The sequence below is a fragment of the Lachnoclostridium phytofermentans ISDg genome (assembly GCF_000018685.1).
GTDB classification, from domain to species: domain Bacteria; phylum Bacillota; class Clostridia; order Lachnospirales; family Lachnospiraceae; genus Lachnoclostridium; species Lachnoclostridium phytofermentans.
Genome location: NC_010001.1, coordinates 2268816 through 2291974, shown reverse-complemented (window position 1 = coordinate 2291974; position 23159 = coordinate 2268816). Strand labels below are relative to the sequence as shown.

The window sequence follows — 23159 nt, the reverse complement described above, 5'->3', positions numbered from 1 at the left end:
TCCACTTCTGTAATTTTTATCAATCTCTTTGACATTAATTCATAGTATGATACTCTTTATAATAATACATTAGATTCATAGTAATCAACGCACTGTGATTTAAAATATGGCATTTATTCTGTACGTAAAATTACCTCAAAGGTAGTACCGCTTTTATCGGATTTTGTTATCTTTATCTTTCCATCGTGAAGTTGTACAATCTTTTTGGCTATCGTTAACCCAAGCCCATTCCCTTTGGTGGCGTGGGAAGTATCCCCTTGATAAAATTTATCAAAGATGCGATTCCTCGTGTCATCAGTCATCCCACTACCTTGATCCGTTATCGAAATCTTTAGATTTTGTAGCTCTTGAACTACTTGAATATCTATGATGGAATCCGGCACGGAGAATTTAATCGCATTATCCAATAAATTAATCCATACTTGTTTTAGTAATTCTTCATTACCATAAAGAAATATTTCATCACAATCAAACGCTATCTCAATGTTCTTTTCTATCCACCTTTTTTCTAGTAATACAACCACTCTTCTAATTTGTTCACTAACATTAAATCGAGTCTTGTCTGTAACTATTGTTTGATTCTCTATCTTAGATAAATTCAGTACATTCGTTGCTAGTTCACTTAGACGATCTGATTCATTAATAATAATATCTAGATATTCGTCTTTTTCCTCCTTGGTTAAATCATTGTACTTAAGCATCTTGGCAAATCCCCTCATCGATACAATAGGGGTTTTAAACTCATGGGAAAAATTATTAATAAAATCCGATCGAAGTATTTCTATACTACCAAGTTCCTCCGCCATATGATTAAAGCTTCGATTTAACTTTTGAAATTCCTTTGGTCCTCTTAACTTTACTCTAACACTAAAATCACCTTCCGCTAAGCGATCCGCCGCAGACACGATTTCTCGTATCGGAGAAAGAGGTATTCTGCTAAATATCATCGATATTATCGTTCCAATTAGTACGCTTACTACCGCAAATAAAAAAATCGGGGTCAAGGGCTTTCCTTTTGAAATTGAGGAAAACATCTCATAATGGCTTAATACAATAAATATCCCAAATAATAAAGTCACCGTTACTAACATGATAACAAATATGATAAAAGCAAAGAATAATGCTAATTTAAAACCTCCACACTTCTTGCTAATTTTATTCACAATTCTTCACCGCCTTATATCCAATCCCTCGGATTGCTATAATATCAAATTCAGAATAACCTTCAAAACGTTTTCTCAATCGGTTAATATGCACATTTACCGTAGTATCGACTGTCTCAGACTCCATCCCCCATATCTCGTCCATCAATTGTATTCGAGTAAATATTCTATCAGGATAGGACAATAGCTTATACAGCAAATAAAATTCTTTTTGTGGTAGGGTTTGACTCTCCCCATCTTTTGAAACGGTCAAAGCATCATAATCTAAGGTTACTTTGCCAATGTGTAGCTTGTGCTCATTTACAATCTTAGCACGACGAAGTAAAGCTTTGATACGAAGCAACATTTCATCTTCATTAACAGGCTTCACCATATAATCATCTGTACCCGCAAGAAAGCCTTTGCATTTATCTTCCGGCAATTGTTTCGCTGTTACCATGAGAATTGGTGTATTGTCATTACTACCGCGTAATTGCTTCGTAAATTCATATCCATCCATCTCTGGCATCATAACATCAAGAACAATTAAGTCAATATGTTGTTTATCCATCAATTCTAACGCGCTAACCCCATTGTCTGCACAAAAAACCTCATATCCTGCATGCATTAGAACTGCTTTCATTAACCTAGCCGTATTTTTATCGTCTTCTACGACCAATATCTGAAACATAGAATCATTCCTCCTTAAGCAAAATATAATAACATCTATTGTTTAATAAAAAATCTTATTTTATCGAAACTAAGAATGTGTCGCGATAATCTTATTTACTTTGTATAAAGTTCAATATTTATCCTAAAAGTATAAATTTAATATGTTTTATAATCGGAACTATTAGAATTCCCCCAATTATCAAATAAGCGGTATATATAAAACATCATTTATCAGTAGTAAATTATTACTTATTTTCAATATATTATATCATAGAAGATAAACCTAAAATAAACAAAATAGAGCAGCCGAATTAGCATCAACTGCTCTTGGTGGAATTTCACATTCCACTGGAGCTTTTATAAACTACCTCAATGAAACCGAAATGCCATATTGAGCTATTAATTAATGAATGAAATTACTCTTGCTCCAATTCAACTGCGTCCACTTCTTTACACAGATACCGTCGTCACGGCAATAAAAGGTATCTATGGATTCATTGTTTCTATCATAAGTGGAACGTGTAACCACTAAATTGCCTCCAAGGTCATGTTTATAGGTCTCGACAATGAGATATGCAGTCGCCATCTCCATGTTAAGTGTATCCGGTAATTCGCCAGGGGAGTACTCGTTCCGTGAAACGATGACACTATCATGATTCATTTGCATGATTGCTATTTTTTCTGGGGCAAGCATCACAACAAGCGATATTTTTATTGAGAAACTCGCAACCTTGCTTTTTCCATTTTCGGTGATTGTTTTAGTTTCGTTAAGAGTTGTTGTGTAGACAGCACCTTCACCTATCATACCATCTACCATGAAACCACCATGTTCCGCAGTTGCATAAACACTACCATCAACACTCTGGAAAACAGGATTAATATAGCAGGTGTTACCAGCATAGCTTGGCGATAAGTAAATTGTCCCTTCAAGAGTGGTACTGTTTTCTTCATCACCGTAGTTGTATGCTGAGTGTCTATCGCTTATACCTTCACCTGAACCTGAAGTAATATAGCTATCCTCATCCTCTGTAGCAGGTATTTTTGCAGCAAAATAGGAGCTTCCATCAACATTATCAAAGATGAACTCTTTGGTATTCATTATTTCTCCTGTTTTTTCTTCTGTTAATGTACGTGTTTTAAGCGTTGCATACAATCGACCTTGATACTTGCTATCGTTACCGTCAAGGATAATCTCACCGCCACCAGACAATTTGCTTATGTTGTCGTTAAGATACCCTTCCATATCAAATAAGTCAAGATATTTCTTCGTTACGAAAACGCCGATCAGTCTATCTCCATTATTAGTTTCTCCCGCATCTTCTTTTGCGAGTTGACATCCTGTTAATGTAAACAATATACAAACAGCTAGACACATTGAAAGTATTCTTTTAGTCTTCATCGCTATCCTCCAGATCTCCATCGAATTTCAAAATATCACCTACATCACAGCCAAGATAATAACAAATCCTATTCACTGTACTAAAGCGGATACCCTTAGCTTTACCACTTCTAAGGATTGATAGGTTTGCCTCAGTTATTCCGACAAGCGCACATAGCTCTTTAGAAGTCATGCCACGATCTTTGAGGACACCCTCCAAATGAACATTAATAGCCATATCCTAAATCCTCCCTAAATGAACAGATCATTGTCATCCTTTAGCTGCTTGTTTTCTCGAATAAACTGCGCCAACAAAAGAGCAGCCAGCACAAAGGCAATGGATAACAGAGGTATTTGGACAGTGCCATTCACTACCCTAAGTCCTTTAAGAAATACAAGTTGCAACAAGTTAAAACCGATACCCAAAATCACAGTAATTGTCAAAGCGAGTCCGCACAAACGCGATAATATGTTCGCAGCAACGACAGTTGCCTCAGAATAGCGGTCGGAAGCAAACTCATTCAAAAGTTTTAATACTGCAAAGACCACCAGAACATTCAACACATTAGGGAGTGCATTCACGATGTATTGTATTACTAGAAATACATAACTCATTCCTAAGGAATGCTCACTCCCAGTATTCCCGACACGAAGAGCTTCAAAGGAATCTAAAAGACTACCGAAATAGGCTCCAAAAGCAAGATATACAAAAAGGACATTCAAAACACAGAGTAACGCTGCAATATATTTTTGTAAACTGTTTGTATCAGCCGAAAAAAAGATTCGTAAAATACGTAAAATAATGTATCCCAGTAGGACAGAATACGCCACCCCTCCAAGTAATGCCTTACTAACAATCTGTTCATTAACGCCAAACAGATTGGTACCAAGCATACCGGGATTGATCATGAGGTAGATAACCGGAAATAATACAGCACTCAATACAACAAGTAGTGAATCCTCAAGATACAACCTCCTTCTTTTTTTGAAAATAAATAGCACAAACAACGGCACAAATGAAATAGCAACGTACATAATGATAGACAGTGCATTACCAATTCCACCCGATAACGATAGCTTCCGTAACACAATCCCAATCTGCTCAAACGGAAATGCTAATAAGACAGTAAAAGTTTCAGGCAGAGATACGCGGGTAAGATAGAGAAACAAACAGAATACTGCTTCACACACAAGGAATATGCAAAATGTTTTACGCTTCATTTTTCCCTCCTAAATTATTGATAAACGATAATTTTACTTTAATTGTAGACCTAAGATTATCGTTTGTCAATAATTTTAACATTATTTGGTATCTTAATTGATTGGCTTAAATAATGTTTTACTTCTACTATTTTATTCGAATGTTTTACTTCTACCGTCCTATTTTCACCATTCGTTAATTTATACTTTATACGGTGTTCAGGGCTGTACTTTTAGGTTTTAGCTATTTTAGTTATAGGTTTTGCTGTGAATGTTTCCAATAAATCTGGATTTACCTGACTTTAAGAGGTGATTTAAGAATATGTTTCAATACGAATTTTGGGTATACAAAAGAACACCTTATTTGAAAAGTTGAATAAAAATTCTATATAAGTTATATTATATCATGGAATATAAACCTAAAATAATCAAATTATCATGGTATAGTTTATTTTCAGTTTCTCATTCCAATATATAATACGTCATTAATGGCTCTCCATAATAAACAGAAAGGTAGATAATACAATATGCTACAAATTAAAAACATATCAAAAAAATACGCTACGAAGTATCTGGTTCAGTCTGCGCTTGATGACGTCAGCTTAACACTTCGTGACAATGAATTTGTTGCAATCCTTGGACCAAGTGGTTCTGGTAAAACAACATTATTAAATATCATTGGTGGTTTAGACCGTTATGATAGCGGTGATTTAATCATTAATGGTATCTCAACGAAAAAATATAAGGACCGTGATTGGGATTCCTATAGAAATCATACCATTGGTTTTGTTTTTCAAAGTTATAACTTAATCCCTCATCAATCCATCTTATCCAATGTAGAATTAGCCCTCACTATTTCGGGTATCTCTAAAAAGGAAAGAAAAAGATTATCAACGGAAGCTTTAGAAAAAGTAGGCCTTGGAAATCAGATTCATAAGAAACCAAATCAACTCTCCGGTGGACAGATGCAGCGTGTAGCGATTGCTAGAGCACTTGTCAATAATCCTGATATCCTTTTAGCAGACGAACCAACAGGAGCACTGGATACAGAAACAAGTATTCTTGTTATGGATTTATTAAAAGAAATTGCGAAAGATCGATTGGTTATTATGGTTACCCATAATCCTGAACTTGCAGAACATTATGCTACAAGAACAGTAAAACTTCGTGATGGTAAGATAATCGATGATTCCGATCCATATCAAGAGAATCAACAGGATGTAACAAAGCCAGAACATAAATCAATGGGAAAAACTTCAATGTCATTCCTTACCGCACTATCTCTTAGCTTAAATAACCTAAAAACCAAAAAGGCAAGAACAATTCTTACTGCATTTGCTGGAAGTATTGGTATTATTGGTATTGCTCTTATACTAGCTCTTTCGAGTGGTATTAATAATTATATTGAAAATGTACAAAAAGATACCCTATCCACTTATCCAATCAGTATTGAGAGAGAAAGTATCGATATGACATCGATGATGTCTACGATGATGGAGCATAATCGCTCAAATGGTATCACACATGATCTGGATAAAATTTATTCGAATAATATTGTTACCGGTATGTTTTCTACCTTAAGTGAAGAAAAGAAAGCGAATGATTTAGGTGCATTTAAAGAATATATCGAACGTGAAGATTCGAAGATAAACGATTATGTATCTACCATTCAATACGGTTATGATTTGGATTTACAAATCTATAGTTCAGATACAACTAACGGTGTAACACAATTAAATCCAAGCAAATTGTTTAACAGATCTGGAATGAGTGGAATGAGTGGAATGAGTGGAATGGGCGGAATGAGTGCTCAAAGCATGGGTATGATGTCTTCCAATGTATTTTCAGAGATGTTAGGAAATAAAGAACTATTAGAATCTCAATATGATGTTCTTGCAGGACGTTTCCCAGATGAAGGTGCTTATAACGAAGTTGTGCTTGTAGTTGATAAAAATAATGAAATCAGTGACTTCGCTCTTTACACCATGGATTTTATGAATCAGGAAGACTTTAAAAATATTCAAAAATCATTAGCCAAAGGTGAAGATGTCAAAGAACCTGACCAGGCGTCGTTTACTTACGATGAAGCGTTGAATAAGACTTTTAAATTTGTCCTTAATACAGATTACTATGTATATAACAAGGAAACTGGTGTTTGGAAGGATATGCGCGAAGATAAATCATTTATGACCAAATTGGTGGATGACTCATTGGAATTAAAAATTGTTGGTATCCTAAAGCCAAATCCAGAAGCAAGTGCATCCTCCATTAATGGTGCAGTTGGATATACCTCCGCTTTAACCGAATATATCATTAATAAAATCAATAACAGTGACATTACAAAAGCTCAACTTGCAGATAAGGAAACAAATGTCTTTACGAATATGCCTTTTGATATGAATGGATATATGGAAAACATAACAATGGCAGAAATCAATGATTTCGTAAAAACATTGTCTGAGGAAGAACAACAGCAGTTTAAAGTGCTTAGCTCTACAATGACAGAAGATCAAATAATTGCTACCTTTGGAGAACAAATTCGTTCTGCAGCCGGTAAGGAAACTACCTATGAAGATAACATAGCACAGTTAGGAATTGTAAATCTTGACCAGCCTTCTACAATCAACCTCTACCCTATTAACTTTGAAGCAAAAGATGCTATAGCAAAAATTGTTGAAGATTATAATACAATCCAAAAAGACGCTGGCCATGAAGATATGACCATTAGCTATACCGATCTCGTTGGTTTAATGATGTCTTCTATCACAACCATCATCGATATGATTAGTTATGTTTTAATTGGCTTTGTAGCAATTTCACTTGTCGTTTCCTCCATCATGATTGGAATTATCACCTATATATCTGTTTTGGAGAGAACAAAAGAGATTGGTATCTTACGAAGTATTGGAGCTTCAAAACGTAATATTTCCAGTATCTTTAACGCTGAAACATTAATTATTGGATTTACTTCAGGTATGCTTGGTATCGTTATTTCGCTCTTACTATTAATACCGATTAATGCTATTATTGCTTCCTTATCCGGTATTTCTAAAATTGCAATATTACCATGGGGCTATGCAATCGTACTTGTGGTTATTAGTATGATATTAACATTAATTGCAGGTTTGATTCCTTCTAAGAAAGCAGCTAAGAAAGATCCTGTAACAGCACTTAGATCAGAGTAATACTATAGTTAAGATGATATTAAAAACTTTATATTAATCATAAAAGTATAACAAAAAACTCCGTCGGTTAGTTTCATTATCCGACGGAGTTTTTTGTTTACCACTACTATGCAATGTTTAACCTCTTTATCCACCGATTCCTGATAATCTTCTGTACGTCATTAATACTTATTATGATAGATGCTCCCCTTCTGATTTAACTTAAAGTTGTAGGGTATACAGAAAAAATTATAGTAATAAGATAAACCTGTGGATTTAATAAATACTACGAGGGTAGAATAATTAAACTTAAATGTGGTAAGAAAATATATCTAAGAATACTAATATTTACATCACAAAATCAGATGTTTTTTAGTTGACAAAAAAAACTAATAGCATTAAAATGAACAGTGTTCATATTGTGGAGGTGATATATATTGAATAATATCGTTACTTCAAAGGAAATGATTCTATGTGAAAGTCGCAAGATTGTAATGGAAAAAGGTATCTCTGCGATTAATATGCGTACAGTAGCAAATGCTTGCGTGGTGGCTGTCGGTTCTATCTATAACTATTTTCCATCTAAAACAGAACTAATTAGCGCAACCGTAGAGGATGTTTGGAAAGATATATTTCATATGTCAGGTGATTCTTTTGAATTTCTCAATTTTACAGATTGTCTTCTATGGCTTTTTGAAAGTATCAAAAAAGGATGCAAAAAATATCCAGGTTTTTTCACATTGCATTCTATGATTTTCGCATCCGAGGATAAAGTAAAGGGACGACAAATGATGGAACATTACTTTGGACATATTAAGCAAAGTCTGTTAAATGTTTTAGAGCATGATACAAATGTTCGTTCAGACGCATTTAATGATATTTTAACAGCGGATGAATTTGTTAATTTAATCTTTACAACATTTACATCAATGTTACTTCAGAAACAAGATCATTGTAAAACTTTACTTGAAATGGTATCACGCTGTATATATTAAATTCCTACTTTTATAAAGTAGGAAAAATTTCGATCAATACTGAACATAGTTCAATTTGAAGGAGATGTTTTATACGAAAATTAAGAAGAGAAATTTACTTCTATTAGCAAGCGTTGTTTGGTTATTAGCAGGATTTAATATTTTACGCATAGGAATTATTACTTACAAAGATAATCTTACAATCATAAACCTCTTTATTTCTATTGTAATCTTTATTCTTTTTTGGTTTATGGTATTTGGTAAACTTGTTCGGAAGCACACTTACAGAATAATAAACTATAAAGAAGAAAAACAATTATTTTTGAAGTTTTTTGATATAAAATCTTTTTTTATCATGGCCTTTATGATTTCTTTTGGTATAGGGATACGAATTTCTAATATTTTCCCTGATTTATATATCGCTGTTTTTTATTCAGGGTTAGGAGCAGCTTTATTTTTAGCAGGACTTTTATTTGGATACAACTTTTTTACACAGACTACTGAAAAATAATTTTATAAATGAGGTGAAAAATTATGCAAGCAATTATGGAAACATCTTTTGATGTTATATATCTTATTACAGTAATAACTTTAGGAATCATCATGATTCAAAAAAACCAAGGAAGAAAACAATACCTCTTATTCGGTATTATGGCAGTAACCTTGGGTGTTGGCGATTCTTTTCATTTAGTACCCCGCGCAGTCGCATTATGTACGACAGGATTAGAAAATTACACTACCGCCTTGGGAATTGGAAAATTTATTACGTCAATTACTATGACTATTTTCTATATATTACTTTATTATGTTTGGCGTTTACGTTACCAAATCAAAGGGAAACTTGGATTGACTATTTCAGTATTTATACTAGCTATTGTACGTATAGTGTTGTGCTTATTTTCACAAAATGCATGGATTAGTTCTAACTCTCCTTTAGATTGGGCAATTTATCGCAATATTCCGTTTGCCTTATTAGGTTTAATCATTATTATTCTGTTTTTCAAAATGGCTAAAGAACATAATGATATTTCCTTTCGTTATATGTGGTTGACGATTGTATTAAGCTTCGCATTTTATATCCCAGTGGTATTATTTTCAGATGTATTTCCGCTTGTTGGAATATTAATGATTCCAAAGACTTGTGCTTATGTTTGGACGGTTGTAATTGGATTTCGTGATATGCGCTCAGAATTGAAAGGTGGTAATACCAAATGAAAAAATTATTAAATCTTTCATTGATCTACTTTATATTCGCTATGATAGGTGGAGTTTTTTATCGTGAATTTACAAAATATATGGGTTTCACCGGAAGAACAACTTTATCATTAGTCCATGTTCATTTACTAGTTTTAGGCACACTATTATTTATGATTTTCATACTATTTTGTAGAAATACAGACTTACAAAACAATCGTAAATTTAAATTATTTTTAGTACTATACAATATTGGACTGCCACTTATGGTAATTATGCTATTCGTTCGTGGTGTGATACAAGTATTAGAATTTCAACTTAGTAAAGGCGCTAATGCAGCAATTTCTGGCATTGCAGGTATTGCACACATTATAATAACAGTCGCATTGGTAATATTGTTCTTAGCGCTAAAAAGCATAATCACCAAATGGGAAAATTAGTTTTGTTAAGATTTTATCCTCTACGCTTTCCGTTATAAAAATTTGCTATGGTTATAGCATGGTTTACAATTTAATATCAATAATACAAAAAGTCAGACCTTAAAGTCTGACTTTTGTATTATCCTTCTTACCTGGTACCTCTGCTTGGATTGACTGCACTTCAAGCACCTTTAGTAGAATTCATTAGCCTGAATTATTTATCCTCTCTAATTAAAAACGCATTATCATCCATGTCATAAAAATTGAACATACTACCATATGGCATATTAAGCATTTCGCCAACCTTAACTTCTTTATCTACCAATTCCTGATAAGTCTTCTGTATGTCATTCGTGCTTAATATGACGGAAGGATGTTCAACATTTGCATCTGGATTTTGGCTCATCATCAAATTTTTCTCATATAATACGAATGTTGTAAATGAATCATTCTCTGGTCCAACTTCCATCCACTTCATATTTGGGCCCATTGGCTGTTCGAAACGAACTACAAAATTCATCTTCTCTGTCCAGAACTTTTTTGCTTCCTCTTGATTGTTAACATATAGCGTAACTTTACCAATATTCTGTATCATTTATTAACCTCCAAATAATTATTAGTACACAAACTTTAAAACTTAACTTGAACAATGAAAAGAATCTTAACTTCAATGCTAATCTGTTAAGTAACTTTATTTGCAGCACTATAATAATTTTTTTATATCCATTAACTTGCTCAAAATTCGCTTTTTTATGAATTATTCTACTTCATTCTAAGCTGTTCCTAAGATGTCTTAACTGCTTTTATATATTCTAAGATTTTCAGCTATTTTTGAATACATAATAATTTCTTAACTGCTATGCACGTCCTAAAAATCTAAGCTTATTTTGCATGCCATAAGACAATAAGCTATTTTTGAATACACTAAGAATTTAAAACAGCTATTACATCCTAACTTAAGATACATCACATCAACAAACATATCAAGTAAAATTTATTTTACACTATTATTCTTGACGCGATCTATTATATTTCTCATATCGTCTTTTCTCATACCTCCTTGAAAATATCCTTCGATACTTCCCTCTGGATTTATAATAAAAGTTGTAGGAAATACAGAAATATTATAGTAGTAAGATAAATTTGAGGTTTCATCAAATACTACTGGGAACGTATAATTTTTCTCTTCTAAAAATGACATGATTCCTCGTTTTGACTTCTCTCCACCATCATTTGGAAAAGCAACACCTAGAATAATTACATCCTCTTTGTTGCTACCGTATTCCTTATAGATTTCTTCAATATGAGGCATCTCTCGTTTGCAAGGTGGACACCATGTTGCCCAGAAATTAAGAAATACAGTTTTTCCTTTATAATCGCTTAATGTATGAGTATCCCCATATTGATCAATTAAAGTAAAATCTGGAGCCAATATGCTCTTAGATTCCCCATTCGAATTTTCTCCTTGGACGTAAGTAGGTCTAATAAACTTAGGTGTTGTTATTCCATTCAATAGAACAAGAAATCCCATTAATAGTATGACGTAACCACCAAAAGTTTTCAGCTTATCCGACTTTAATTTGACCTTTTCCAATAATTTAAGCATCTTATCCGAGAATGCGGCTACGATAAGGAATGGAATAATAAAACCTAACGTATAAATTCCAATAAGAAGGTTTCCAGTCCAAATATCTTGTTTTGTTGACGCTAGCACAAGCACAGAAGCAAGCATCGGTCCGATGCACGGAGTCCATCCAAAACTAAAGGTGAAACCTAATAAATATGCTATGATTGGGTTCATCTGATTAGTTTTTAGTTGTATCCTCTTCTCTTTTTGTAAAAAAGGTATCTTAATATCGCCCACATAAAATAGCCCCATAAGAAAGATAAAGCCACCACCAACTATTAGGAAATACCGTTTATATTCAGTTAGAAAGGTTCTAAATATCCCTATTCCTGTTCCTAAAAGAAAGAAGGTAGTAGAAATTCCAAATACAAACAAGAGGGTATTGGTTAATAGCACTCTTTTATTAGCACGACTATCTTGCTTAACAGTATGATTCTCATTATTTATAGTAACACTTTTCATATCTCGATTTCTGTTTCTATCATTCCGGCTATTTGACAATATGGCCAAATATATTGGTAAAATAGGAATGACACAAGGCGATAAGAAGGACAATACCCCCTCTAAAAATACAATAATAAAATTGATATGTTCCATATTAATAACTATACCTTTCCATAGCCTGCAATCTTTTGACTTCAGGCATAATATTTGCAAAGTGAATTTCTCGAAATTTACATTAGAAATTATTCTGAAATTTACATTGTGAAATTATTTCGAAATTTACATTTGTGAAAATATTTCTTAATTTACATTGCGAAAATATTTCACATTGACTACTATTAGCATCTCTCATTCGAAAATGTATAGTTATATCTTATCAAACCCTAGATGTTCAAACAATAGGGCACTTTTTAGTAACGTCCCGATTTATCGCACTTTAGATTATTACTCCCCCATGCAATCATCTCTTCCACTAAAGGCAGTAAGGTTAGTCCCTTTTCACTTAGATAATAATGTGATTCGATACTGTTTCCATTAACTTCTTTTTGATTAAGTACAATTTCCTGCTTCATAAGTAAGTCAAGTTGTTGAGTAAGCATTTTTCTTGTACAACCATCTAACTCTTTTTCTAATTCACCAAATCTCTTCTTCTCATTCTTAATAGTACATATAATCGTTGCTATCCACTTTTTCCCTAGTAAATTAGCAAGTGCCTCGACTGGACAATCATATGTTTCTTGTTCGATATGAATCATTGTTTACTTACTCCTTCGACTTTAAATCCTTTACAGTGCAAAAATAAATACTTGCTATCTATTTATATCATATCGTCAGAGTTAATATCAACTTTCTTTCCAATGATTTATTATTTCTTGAAACCTTGGATTTACTTCTTAAAAAGTTAAGTTTCTCGTCATTTTCAAGATCATGAATTATCCCCGGTAACATCTGCTCTCCTATGTTATCATTATCCGTTTTTTCTATCATATGGCGGTAAAATGCTGAAGAGTTAATCTTCCATTTTTTCTTCATGGAGGAAAGCATTAAATTTAGTAACTCTAAGCATTTTTCAGCATCTTTATTTCCAACAGACAGTTGAAACTCTGCGATATAAGAGGTACATTCCCACATCTGAAAATTGATTGCTGTTTTCTTTGCAGTATCTGCGAATAGTGTTGCATCGTCCTTAATTCCCTAAATAAAGCTGGTTCAGAGAATAAAACTCTTACCCAGCTCTATCTTTTTATAGCAACCATCAAATATCTTTAGTGGCCTATTGCTTTACAAGAAAATTTTCTATTTCTTTATTACAGGATAGCAAACTTCAGTAACTAATTCCTCGGGATTCTTTGTTTCGTAAGGACTTACATGATAGATGCAAAAAGATAATCCATTAAATTTGTAACCGTTATCTCTCACCCAATTCGCTACTGCTTCATTTACTTCATTTATTTTCTCGTAACTACCTTTATAGATTGCAGATGCCATTTGAATCGGAAAAATAGAACGCCCAATTGTATTTGAGCGATTGTAGAAAATGTTCACTAAAGAAAATGTCAAATGATATCAACGCAATGTGATATAAACGCATAACACCTATGCTAATACTATATCCATTATATCTTTCCTAATAATAAAAGTCAGACCGCTAAGTCTGACTTTTATTATTCCTGTATTAGCTACAATAACCACCAGCTTTGTGCCCATGATTATATTTTCATATATCAATAAGCCTATATCTTACTTACATATGTTTGTTTAATTCACTGAACATCAGCAAGTTCTGATAATGGTTTAAAAACATAGCCCATCTCTTCCCATTTTGTCAGTAATTCATCTAAAATCTCTCCATTTGTAGTAGAAGTATTATGAAGTAGAACTACTGCCCCATTATGTATTCTCTTTAATAACTTACTATATGCCTGATCTTTGGTTGGCTGTTTGTTTTGATCCCAATCAACATAAGCGAGACTCCAAAAGAATGTCTTATATCCTAGCTCTTTCGCCAATTTTAGATTTTCTGTACTGTATTTACCTTGTGGTGGACGATAATACTTCATCAACTTTTGTCCTGTAATTTGTTCAAATAGTTTTGCCACATCATCTACTTCTTTTTGAAAACTATCCAAGCTAGAGATTTTAGACATATCGTAGTGATGGTAGGTATGATTCCCAACTGCATGCCCTTCCGCTACCATTCGTTTTACAAGGTCAGGGCTAGTTTCAAGAAAATGCCCAACTACAAAGAAAGTAGCCGAAACATTGTGTTTTTTTAAGGCATCTAATATTTTAGCTGTGTTACCATTTTCATAGCCGCAATCAAAAGTTAAATATATTACTTTGTCAGTATTCGCACCGATGTAGTAAGCATCATATTCCTTTAATTGTTCCACAGATACAGTACCTTTTGGTTGAGTTCCTTCTTGTCCGAAACCTAGACCCCAATTATCTACCTTTTCATTCACAGCAAATGTTTCTTGGTAATGAGCTACACCACGTGCTGTCACATTACCTAATCCATAACAAAAAGCAAAAAATACTGCCCACGCAATTATTTTTTTGTAATTACTTTTAATATATCCTTTGTAATCAACCTTTCTTAAATCTTCAAACCGAAACTTCATGCCACCTATACCTTTTAAGTATGTTTCATTTAATTATATTAATTAACTTTGTAAACATTCCAAATCTCATAATTTGATTGAATATACTCGATTTGATATGGTATAATATTACAATATTTTAAATAATTAGAATATTACAATACATTATGTGAGGTGCTTATGGGATTAAAATTATCGATACCACCAATTGCAATTTTCATTATCCTTGTTGTAATCTTTAATTGTGTTATAAGTTTTGGAAAAAGTAAATGGATGAATCTGTGTTATATCTTTCTATCCTCAGTTCTTTCGATTTTAGGTATCGCCGGTATGATTTTAATACGTCCGGTTTTCCTTGCCAGAATCGATAAAAATACTAATTTCAGAGAATTTGACCCCGAATTTTTGACTTGGGCTATCAAAAAATTTGATATTTATGCAGTTCTTTCAATTATCGCTACATGTATTATCATATTATTTTTCTTACTATATTTTCTTATACTTAAAAAACGAGAAGGCTTTTTATGGAGTAATGCAACCTCTATTCTTATTCTTCTCATGATAACTAACTTTTTTATTGGATTTGTTTATGGCATTGGTACAATCAATAAAATGTTTGATGTCGCAGGCTATATAATGCAACTTATCATTGCTGAAATTTTTGCCCTTACTATACCATTAGTCATCAAAAGGATATTGATATTAAAAAATTAATAATTGACATAGTAATTTTTCTTTTGATTGAAACAAACATTAAAATTACCTTCATGCAATTTTGATTGAAACTAACATCAGAATTGCATGAAGGTAATTTTATCTATGCATAGAAAAGGGAAGCAAACAAGAACAAAGTCTGTATCATCAGGCTTGTTAAGTATACTCAATTACTGTTTTATTTTCTTTCTACGATCCATTTAGTTCACCTAAAAAGTCGTGGAATCCCACGACTTTTTTATTTTGGAAAGACATTGTTATCCAATAGTGTTAACATAAGTATTTCCAATAATTTAAAAATTTAAAATATTATAATCAGATACCATCTTTCCTCATTTCAATGACTAGATAGTGAGAAGTCTCGATAGCTTTTATAGAAATTGTTTCTTCTTTAATTTCCATTGCGTCTCTTGCATTAAGGTGCTCCTCATTAATATTTGCTTCACCTTCTATCTGCACTAAATAAGCCTGCCTTCCCTTCTCAACCTCAAACTTCTCCTCCATGTCCTTTTCAAGCTCTAAGACATAGATATTAACATCCTGGTTGATTTTAATTGGTGCATCTCCATTCTTACCTGAAACTATATTCAACCAATTATTTTTTCTTAGATCCCAGTCAAACAAATAATCTCCGTAATTCGGTTGATACCCCTTTTTATCTGGGAAAATCCATATTTGAAGTAATCTAAGAGTTTCATCACTTAAATTATGCTCACTATGAAATACCCCAGTACCAGCACTCATATATTGAACCTGACCACGTTTTAAGGTACGTTTATTTCCCATGCTATCGGCATGTGTTAATTCTCCAGCAATCACATACGATACAATTTCCATATCTTGATGTGGATGAGTGTCAAACCCTTCATGAGGTATAATCAAATCATCATTAATTACTCTCAACACACCAAAATTGATGTTTGTTGGATTAAAATATTCTGCAAAAGAAAAGTGAAAAGTGCTGTTAAGCCATCCAAGATTACTTTTACCCATTGTTTTACTATCTATTTTTCTTATCATAAGAAATCTCCTTTCCTCACTAATTTATATTAGTGTTTACCATATTGATTTATTGAATTATTGATTTATTGATTTATTGATTGTTTTATTATTTTTAGGTTTATTACTTCTTATTTTGTTTTCATGCTCGAATATTATCATATCTTTTAAATTTCAATGATTCTTATTGCCCTTAATAAAATGTTTCCACGAGATTTAATTACCAACTGTATCAACTAGCGTAAACATATTATTAACGATATCATTTTTAATATTATCATCAAGTCCTTGAAATAATTCATCTAAAAATTTCTTATGCTTCGTAAATGCATCAGAGATCAACTCTTCACCTTTTGGGGTTAAGCTTATATAGAAAATTCTTTTATCTTTGTCACATTTCTTTCTATAAATAAGATCTTTTTTTTGCAACTTATCTAGAACATAAGTAATGGTTCCACTCGTGACTAAAATCTTCTCAGCAATCTTCTGAACTGGTTGTTCCCCTTTATGAAGTAACATCTCCAATACTCCAAACTCACTAATGTTAAGGCCATATTCTTGAACATTTTTTTCAATTCTAGAAAAAACGGTATTATAACATCTTGCTGTTGCAATTACTAATTTCAAATTAAGATCGGTCACTTCATCACCTCTTCTATCGATTAATTAATATTCTTAAATCGAATTATCTTGATTTCAAGATAATTATAACACGAATATATCTTGATGTCAAGATATTTTAAAATGATAAAATTTATTCTTATTTAAAAAGATAAAATTTATCCTATTAAAAATGATTTAGGCATTTAAATGATATTTCGCGTAATTTTTTGCAATCTAAGAGCAACGAATTTCTTAATTTTATATTCGTTTTAATAGCTAGATCAAATAATTCTCTCGATATCTCTTTTGCAGAAAATGCTTCTTCAAGTTCATCCATATCATCTTCAAATATGCTTCCGTCAGGATAAACAACCAAATCCAAATATAAATCATGATAATAAGCGACACCATCTTCATCAATACCAGAATCAGCAATCATATCAATATACCACAATACTATATTGGCCTTCGAATCCAACATTGCAGTTATTACGTAGAATTCATTTTCAGGTATCATCGATAACCATTTCATCCCATTGTCACAAACAAGAACATCTTTATTAAGGAAATTCCATCGTTGTGGTATTGTTACTTCATCAATACAAATAAGTCCTACAATGCCTGTAAAATAAGTTTCATTCATCCTCTTTTGCATCACTCTCTTCTCTGCGATACAAGTCCATTCATCAAAGGTAAGTTTTCTCGTTTTCACGTTAGCTCTCCTAATTTATATCATGAAATTATCGATTTTTAAAATCACTTTTTAATATTCCATATAATTTAGTATCAATATACTCACCGTTATAACAAAAATTTTCTCTACGTATCCCTTCCAAAATAAAACCATTTTTGTTATATGATTTCTCTGCCCTAGGATTAAAACTATATACTTCTAACTCAATTTTGTGAAGATTAAGAACCTGAAATCCATACTCTATAAATAAAGAAATCGCCTCTGTGCCAAGACCTCGATTACGTCCTGATGGACCAATTAAAATTCTTATATTTACATTGTAGGTATCCTCATTAAAATCGTTATATACAACTTCTCCCACTAAGTCACCAGTTTCTATATCAACTATTGCAAGGTCTAATCGATCTGTTTGTTGATTTCTGCTTTGATACCAATCTTTTATCTTTTCTTTATTGCTAGCGTCCAATAATTCATTTGCTTCCTCATCACTTGTTACAGATCCTGTTAGTTTCTTTACTTCTAAATCTTCTAATATCTCAATCATTATTTTCCAATCACCCGTTTCGAATGGTCTTAATAGAACTTTTTTCCCTTCTAAAGTCGGTTTAATACTAAAGTTTACTTGGGACTTCATAATTTTCTCCTTCATGAGTTGTTAATCAGATTATACTCGATTAAATATGACAATGTGTGTCAGCTAAGTATTTAAACTATTAGATAAACGGTTTATATTACTTCTCACTCTAATCCACATTTCCAGATTTTAAGCATGATTATTTCACGTCACTGTATCTAAAATTTTAGTGGTGAACAGTAGTGAAAACATTAAAAATACAATAATAACAAATATATTTTTCATGTATTCATATCCATTTAAAGAGATTGCTGTTCAAAGTCCATTTACAAAATATTCAAATGGGTCGATTTTATGGATTTATTCTGATATGAGATATGGGCTCTTCCGTTTTATATCAATTCCATGATTTTTTAAATCCTTATCAATTTTGCGGTTCATCGTACCTGCCATAACACGATAGACAAGAGATGGTACTTTAAACCTCGCTTCCTGATAAACCTGAATTGGTGACTCTTCATCTTTATCAATGTGCTCAAAGAAAATTTGAAGTTGCTTGATTATCTTTTTTGAATTCGGTAAATTTGTTATAGGCTGACCATTAAGTATTGCTCCTAATCCCATTACAAATCCTCCTTTATAGGTTAAACCGCATTTCTTACAAAATATCTCTAACATGGATAATCCATTTTCATGCGTATGTGGGTATGGCATTCCACCTTGAATAATTCCGTACATGTTCTGTCCACGCAGAACTTCCCTATGCCCTGCTAAATCCTCTAATAGCGCTATTGTATCGGCAGGATAAGTATTAATATAACAGGGTCCACTTATTACTAAAGTATCTGCACATCCTACAGCTTCTCTTAAACTTCTTAGATCATTCAAATGAGGATACAGATGCATTAAATTACACTTGTGGCCTTTTTTAGAGAGAGATTCCATACACATTTGAAGTAATACAAAACTAGTTCCCTTCTGACGGGGGCTGACATTAAGAAAAAGTATATTTTTCATGCACTTCTAACCTCCTCGATAATTTGATTTCTCATTCCTTCACTAAGTGATTTCTCTGTAATATAGGAATTTCCGATTCCCTTGGTAATAACAAGATTCTCATGAAAGAGATTTTGAAACGCTGTTATTTCTTCTTCTATACAATTTTCTTTGTCTCCAATAGCAAAAAACTTAAACTTACTGCCAAGTTTACCTCCTTTCACTAATTCTTTCTTTTCCACAAAATAATGACGATCCATAATCAAAGCAAATTTATCAAATACTCGCTTTAACTTAAAAGAATAGCTCCCAAATGTAATTGGTGATACAAATATTATTACATCAGAGCGAATAACTTTAGGATAAATAAAATCTCCATCATCGCGAACAGTACACTTACCATATGTCTTATAGGTACATCCACCACAGCTCACACAAGGCTTTACCTCAACATGCTCCAGTGATATATATTCTGCTTGAACCCCTTTGCTTATAAAGCCTTGATAAAGGTCCGCTCCAATTTGATTTTTTCCTTCGTCTGCAATTATAGTAACCATATACCCGCCTTTCTCATTAATTCACCTATTTATTATCTTCAGGGATGATTCAATAGCTTCCGCTATATCACTTTTGTTTGGATGCCCGAATTTCATAAATAAAAAGCTTCCTTGGCAATGTATCTCATCCACAACCGGAATACCTTTCTCCTCTAAGATTTTTCTGACAGCATCCTGCCCTTGTGTTTTCTTAACACTGGAAGTTAAGAATACTACCTTTTGTATATTCTCTCTATCCAAACTCTCTGCAAATTCTAATAAACTTGGAAGACTAGTTCCTCCATAAATTCCACTAGCAATAAAAAGTAAGTCAGCAGTTCCAATGTTTGGTTTACTTGCTATATCCGCTGCTTGAACATTCAACGCCTGCGCTAAGGCCATAGCAATCTTTTTTGAATGTTTGGTTTTCGTTGCATATACAATTTTTACGTTATTCATGATTAAGAATCCCTCCTAATATAATATCAAATTGAATATTAAATAAAGCTTGAGCTTGTTCTAAGGTTAAATCTGTATCTCTCGATATCATAAGGTTAAATCCAAGAAATGAGCTCCAGATGGAAAATGCAGCTTTATCAGAATCCATTTTCTTAATTAATCCTGCGTCCATACCTTCTTTTAAATTTCTACTGATATTGGATATCCATTCTGGCTTATCAGATTTTCGTCTACTGTATTTATGAAGTACAATTAGATTGTATTTCTCAGGCTCCTCAAATGCCAAAAGAAGTATCCGATGAAATACTGTCTTCATATTGGTAATAACATCTTTTTCATCATCTAATAATTCTAAAATTTGAGACCGTAACCATCCTGTCTCGGCTACTTCGATGGCATCTAAAATCTCTTGTTTATCTTTGAAGTGATGATAGACAACACCAGTAGAATATTTCATCTTTTGTATAATCTTTCTAATTGATACTGCCTCAAATCCCTCTTCTATTCCCATCTCTAGCGCAGTATCGAGAATCTTTTGCCGAATCAACTCACTACGTATCTTTTGCTCTTCTCTAGCCATTTGGTATCCCTCCATATAAACATATCACCGTTTTTATACATAACACTGTTATGTTTATAATAAATAAGAGGGATAGAAATGTCAAGAAGTATTTACATATGTATCCAACAATATCTACAAACCAATGATATCTACAAACCAATGATATCTACAAGCCAATGATATTAACAAATGTAATCAAAGATATAAATTTTATATATTATGTCTCCAGTCTTCTTTTACTTTTCCTTGTATCCTTGTAACTTATAAGTATTGGAGGATAAAGTAAACAAGGATGTTACTAGATAGCAACTCTTCTATCGTATAAGTATTCCAATTAAGTTTTTTAGAACTGCGCGGTTTCTACATTCCTTCGTCAAGATATACATTTCGAATTGAAGTTAAACATCGGAATTATTCATAAGAAGGTCATCCCATTATATACCACTTTGCATATTGACAGATTCATAGAATACTGCTATTCTCAATATAGAACGATTCGTTCTATACGAATAGGTCAAACATATTTAACTAATGTATAGGGAGGTGAAGAATTGGATAGTTTTTTTAACCTTCGCGCCGAAAAACAAGAGCATATCATAAACGCTGCACTTAACGCATTTGGTCGAAATGGATATAAGAAAGCTTCTATTGCTGATATCGCTAAAGAAGCAGGTATTGCAAAAGGAATGGTCATGTATTATTTCGGTAGTAAAAAAAACTTATATCTGTACTTAGTAAATCTTAGCGGTAAACTATTAATCGAAGAAATCGAAAGAGGGATGGATCAAAGCGTCACGGATTTTTTTGATAAAATAAAGATGGTTTCAGATATAAAGATAGCCATGATGAAAAAACATCCTGCAATCATTTCATTTTTATCAAGCATGTTCTTTGAAACCGACGAGGAAGTGAGGGACGATATAAAAGCATTTATATCTGACGGTATAAAGGTCCGCGCAGAGAAAGTATTCGACGGAACCGACGTTTCAAAATTCAAAGATGATGTTGATCCGAAATTACTGAACAAATTTATTCTGTGGGCAGGAGAAGGATTAACGAACGATTTACATTTGAATGATAATATGGATAAGGTTGATGTATTTATTAAGGATTTTTATGAGTGCCTTGATTTTATGAAAAAATATTTCTATAAAAGGTAATATGTAAAAGGTAATATCAGTTAGCAGTATAAGCTACGTTAAGTTCTGGCTTATAGGTTGGGGAAGGCGGTATCTGTTTCCCTGCCCTTTAGCATAGATTCCAAAATAATTAAGGAGGCATTTCAATGGCAATGCTTAGTTTAGAAACCACTAATTTGTCGAAAAAATTCGGCAAATTCACCGCGCTTGACGGTATCAACCTCAAAGTAAATGAAGGTGAGGTGTTTGGCTATATTGGCCCAAATGGAGCGGGAAAGACAACTACCATTCGCGTGTTATTGGGTATACTTCAAGCGACAGAGGGCAGCGCAAAAGTATTTGGATTAGATGCCTGGAAAGACGCTGTTGAAATTCACAAAAGAATAGCCTATGTGCCAGGTGATGTAAATTTATGGCCAAATCTCACAGGTGGTGAGGTAATTGACTTATTTGTCAGCCTGCGCGGGAAACAAGATAAAGAACGTCGTGAAAAATTACTTAAAATGTTTGACCTTGATCCGTCAAAAAAATGCCGAACATATTCAAAGGGAAATAGACAAAAAGTTGCTCTTGTATCCGCTTTCGCGTCCGACGCTGATTTTTATATTCTTGATGAACCGACAAGTGGACTTGACCCACTCATGGAGCAAGTATTCCAGGAGTGCGTGCTGGAGCAAAAAAATAAAGGAAAAGGTATCTTTCTATCCAGCCATATTTTATCCGAGGTGGAACGGCTTTGCGATAGAGTAGGTATTATTAGGGAAGGCAAACTGGTTGAAACAGGAACATTAAGTGAACTCCGTCATCTTACTCGAGTATCCATGAATGTGGAAACAGCAAATCCGATTGATAGTCTTGAAAGCATGAAAGGCATTTATGGAATCAGCAAACAACAAGGAGGCTTATCCTTTCAAGTTGATTCCGCAGAAATTGGTAATGTTATTTCTCATATCTCAAAATTCGGAGTTAAAAAGCTTGAAAGTACACCACCTACTTTGGAAGATTTGTTTATGCGCCATTACAATGCGAATGGAGGTAAATAATTATGCGCGGAAATTTTGATTAT

The 23159-nt window shown here is 32.9% G+C and carries 26 protein-coding genes and 1 pseudogene; 8 read left to right on the top strand and 19 right to left on the bottom strand.

Annotation, left to right across the window (positions count from 1 at the left end; translation table 11 throughout):
- Window positions 1-113: 113 nt before the first annotated feature.
- The 5 genes from CPHY_RS09640 to CPHY_RS09620 form a co-directional block, all read right to left on the bottom strand.
- Entirely contained in the window at window positions 114-1163 is a 1050-nt protein-coding gene (locus CPHY_RS09640) for a HAMP domain-containing sensor histidine kinase (protein WP_012199885.1), read from the bottom strand.
- Window positions 1156-1833, bottom strand: coding sequence for a response regulator transcription factor (locus CPHY_RS09635; RefSeq protein WP_012199884.1), 678 nt, complete (start codon window positions 1831-1833; stop codon window positions 1156-1158). Before CPHY_RS09635 ends, CPHY_RS09640 begins: the two co-directional genes overlap by 8 nt.
- A gap of 384 nt (window positions 1834-2217) precedes the next feature.
- On the bottom strand, window positions 2218-3213 hold the full coding sequence (locus CPHY_RS09630; RefSeq protein ID WP_012199883.1) for a hypothetical protein: 996 nt from the start codon (window positions 3211-3213) through the stop codon (window positions 2218-2220).
- Complete coding sequence (locus CPHY_RS09625) at window positions 3203-3430, bottom strand: helix-turn-helix domain-containing protein (protein ID WP_012199882.1); 228 nt, start codon at window positions 3428-3430, stop codon at window positions 3203-3205. The genes CPHY_RS09630 and CPHY_RS09625 overlap by 11 nt, the downstream gene beginning before the upstream one ends.
- Window positions 3431-3444: 14 nt before the next feature.
- Window positions 3445-4413 carry a hypothetical protein gene (locus tag CPHY_RS09620; protein ID WP_012199881.1) on the bottom strand — a complete coding sequence of 323 codons (969 nt, stop codon included), beginning with the start codon at window positions 4411-4413 and terminating at the stop codon, window positions 3445-3447.
- 506 nt (window positions 4414-4919) lie between these two features.
- On the opposite strand from CPHY_RS09620, the gene CPHY_RS09615 reads away from it, so the two are divergent.
- The 5 genes from CPHY_RS09615 (at window position 4920) to CPHY_RS09595 (ending at window position 10164) form a co-directional block, all read left to right on the top strand.
- Window positions 4920-7577: an ABC transporter ATP-binding protein/permease gene (locus CPHY_RS09615; protein ID WP_012199880.1), complete on the top strand. Its 2658-nt coding sequence runs from the start codon at window positions 4920-4922 to the stop codon at window positions 7575-7577.
- Between the two features lie 416 nt (window positions 7578-7993).
- Window positions 7994-8551 carry a TetR/AcrR family transcriptional regulator gene (locus CPHY_RS09610; protein WP_012199879.1) on the top strand — a complete coding sequence of 186 codons (558 nt, stop codon included), beginning with the start codon at window positions 7994-7996 and terminating at the stop codon, window positions 8549-8551.
- 64 nt (window positions 8552-8615) lie between these two features.
- Window positions 8616-9041 (top strand): hypothetical protein, encoded by a 426-nt coding sequence (locus CPHY_RS09605; RefSeq protein WP_041703445.1) that lies wholly within the window; start codon window positions 8616-8618, stop codon window positions 9039-9041.
- 23 nt (window positions 9042-9064) lie between these two features.
- On the top strand, window positions 9065-9745 hold the full coding sequence (locus tag CPHY_RS09600; RefSeq protein ID WP_012199877.1) for a hypothetical protein: 681 nt from the start codon (window positions 9065-9067) through the stop codon (window positions 9743-9745).
- Window positions 9742-10164: a DUF2871 domain-containing protein gene (locus tag CPHY_RS09595; RefSeq protein ID WP_012199876.1), complete on the top strand. Its 423-nt coding sequence runs from the start codon at window positions 9742-9744 to the stop codon at window positions 10162-10164. The genes CPHY_RS09600 and CPHY_RS09595 overlap by 4 nt, the downstream gene beginning before the upstream one ends.
- Window positions 10165-10357: 193 nt before the next feature.
- Here the strand turns inward: CPHY_RS09595 and CPHY_RS09590 are convergent, their stop codons facing one another.
- From CPHY_RS09590 to CPHY_RS09565, 6 genes and pseudogenes are all read right to left on the bottom strand, one after another.
- Window positions 10358-10738, bottom strand: coding sequence for a VOC family protein (locus tag CPHY_RS09590; RefSeq protein ID WP_012199875.1), 381 nt, complete (start codon window positions 10736-10738; stop codon window positions 10358-10360).
- A 399-nt stretch (window positions 10739-11137) separates the two neighbouring features.
- Window positions 11138-12367, bottom strand: coding sequence for a cytochrome c biogenesis protein/redoxin (locus CPHY_RS09585; protein ID WP_012199874.1), 1230 nt, complete (start codon window positions 12365-12367; stop codon window positions 11138-11140).
- Window positions 12368-12624: 257 nt separating this feature from the next.
- Window positions 12625-12969, bottom strand: coding sequence for a winged helix-turn-helix transcriptional regulator (locus tag CPHY_RS09580; protein ID WP_012199873.1), 345 nt, complete (start codon window positions 12967-12969; stop codon window positions 12625-12627).
- Window positions 12970-13036: 67 nt separating this feature from the next.
- Window positions 13037-13345, bottom strand: a complete 309-nt coding sequence (locus tag CPHY_RS09575; RefSeq protein ID WP_012199872.1) for a hypothetical protein — start codon at window positions 13343-13345, stop codon at window positions 13037-13039.
- A gap of 165 nt (window positions 13346-13510) precedes the next feature.
- Window positions 13511-13711: pseudogene (locus CPHY_RS22550) on the bottom strand (GyrI-like domain-containing protein); the annotation flags it as partial.
- Between the two features lie 266 nt (window positions 13712-13977).
- Window positions 13978-14838 (bottom strand): polysaccharide deacetylase family protein, encoded by an 861-nt coding sequence (locus CPHY_RS09565; RefSeq protein ID WP_012199870.1) that lies wholly within the window; start codon window positions 14836-14838, stop codon window positions 13978-13980.
- Window positions 14839-14997: 159 nt separating this feature from the next.
- Between CPHY_RS09565 and CPHY_RS09560 the strand changes: the two genes are divergently transcribed.
- Window positions 14998-15531 carry a hypothetical protein gene (locus CPHY_RS09560; protein WP_157668695.1) on the top strand — a complete coding sequence of 178 codons (534 nt, stop codon included), beginning with the start codon at window positions 14998-15000 and terminating at the stop codon, window positions 15529-15531.
- A 315-nt stretch (window positions 15532-15846) separates the two neighbouring features.
- Here the strand turns inward: CPHY_RS09560 and CPHY_RS09555 are convergent, their stop codons facing one another.
- The 8 genes from CPHY_RS09555 to CPHY_RS09520 all read right to left on the bottom strand — a co-directional run bounded on the left by CPHY_RS09555 (window position 15847) and on the right by CPHY_RS09520 (window position 20972).
- On the bottom strand, window positions 15847-16551 hold the full coding sequence (locus tag CPHY_RS09555; RefSeq protein ID WP_012199868.1) for a pirin family protein: 705 nt from the start codon (window positions 16549-16551) through the stop codon (window positions 15847-15849).
- Window positions 16552-16746: 195 nt separating this feature from the next.
- Window positions 16747-17172, bottom strand: coding sequence for a MarR family winged helix-turn-helix transcriptional regulator (locus CPHY_RS09550; protein ID WP_012199867.1), 426 nt, complete (start codon window positions 17170-17172; stop codon window positions 16747-16749).
- 145 nt (window positions 17173-17317) lie between these two features.
- Window positions 17318-17845, bottom strand: a complete 528-nt coding sequence (locus tag CPHY_RS09545; RefSeq protein ID WP_012199866.1) for a DUF402 domain-containing protein — start codon at window positions 17843-17845, stop codon at window positions 17318-17320.
- A 28-nt stretch (window positions 17846-17873) separates the two neighbouring features.
- Window positions 17874-18461 carry a GNAT family N-acetyltransferase gene (locus CPHY_RS09540; RefSeq protein ID WP_012199865.1) on the bottom strand — a complete coding sequence of 196 codons (588 nt, stop codon included), beginning with the start codon at window positions 18459-18461 and terminating at the stop codon, window positions 17874-17876.
- Window positions 18462-18761: 300 nt separating this feature from the next.
- Window positions 18762-19418, bottom strand: a complete 657-nt coding sequence (locus tag CPHY_RS09535; protein ID WP_012199864.1) for an NADPH-dependent FMN reductase family protein — start codon at window positions 19416-19418, stop codon at window positions 18762-18764.
- Entirely contained in the window at window positions 19415-19954 is a 540-nt protein-coding gene (locus CPHY_RS20780) for a flavodoxin family protein (RefSeq protein WP_012199863.1), read from the bottom strand. Before CPHY_RS20780 ends, CPHY_RS09535 begins: the two co-directional genes overlap by 4 nt.
- A 21-nt stretch (window positions 19955-19975) precedes the next feature.
- Window positions 19976-20392, bottom strand: coding sequence for a flavodoxin domain-containing protein (locus CPHY_RS09525; RefSeq protein ID WP_012199862.1), 417 nt, complete (start codon window positions 20390-20392; stop codon window positions 19976-19978).
- A complete protein-coding gene (locus tag CPHY_RS09520) occupies window positions 20385-20972 on the bottom strand; it encodes a TetR/AcrR family transcriptional regulator (protein ID WP_012199861.1) in 588 nt (195 codons plus the stop codon). The genes CPHY_RS09525 and CPHY_RS09520 overlap by 8 nt, the downstream gene beginning before the upstream one ends.
- 533 nt (window positions 20973-21505) lie before the next feature.
- On the opposite strand from CPHY_RS09520, the gene CPHY_RS09515 reads away from it, so the two are divergent.
- Window positions 21506-22114, top strand: a complete 609-nt coding sequence (locus CPHY_RS09515; RefSeq protein WP_012199860.1) for a TetR/AcrR family transcriptional regulator — start codon at window positions 21506-21508, stop codon at window positions 22112-22114.
- Between the two features lie 125 nt (window positions 22115-22239).
- The gene (locus tag CPHY_RS09510) at window positions 22240-23136 is read left to right on the top strand and encodes an ABC transporter ATP-binding protein (RefSeq protein ID WP_012199859.1); all 897 of its coding nucleotides are present in this window, start codon (window positions 22240-22242) and stop codon (window positions 23134-23136) included.
- Window positions 23137-23159: the final 23 nt, after the last annotated feature.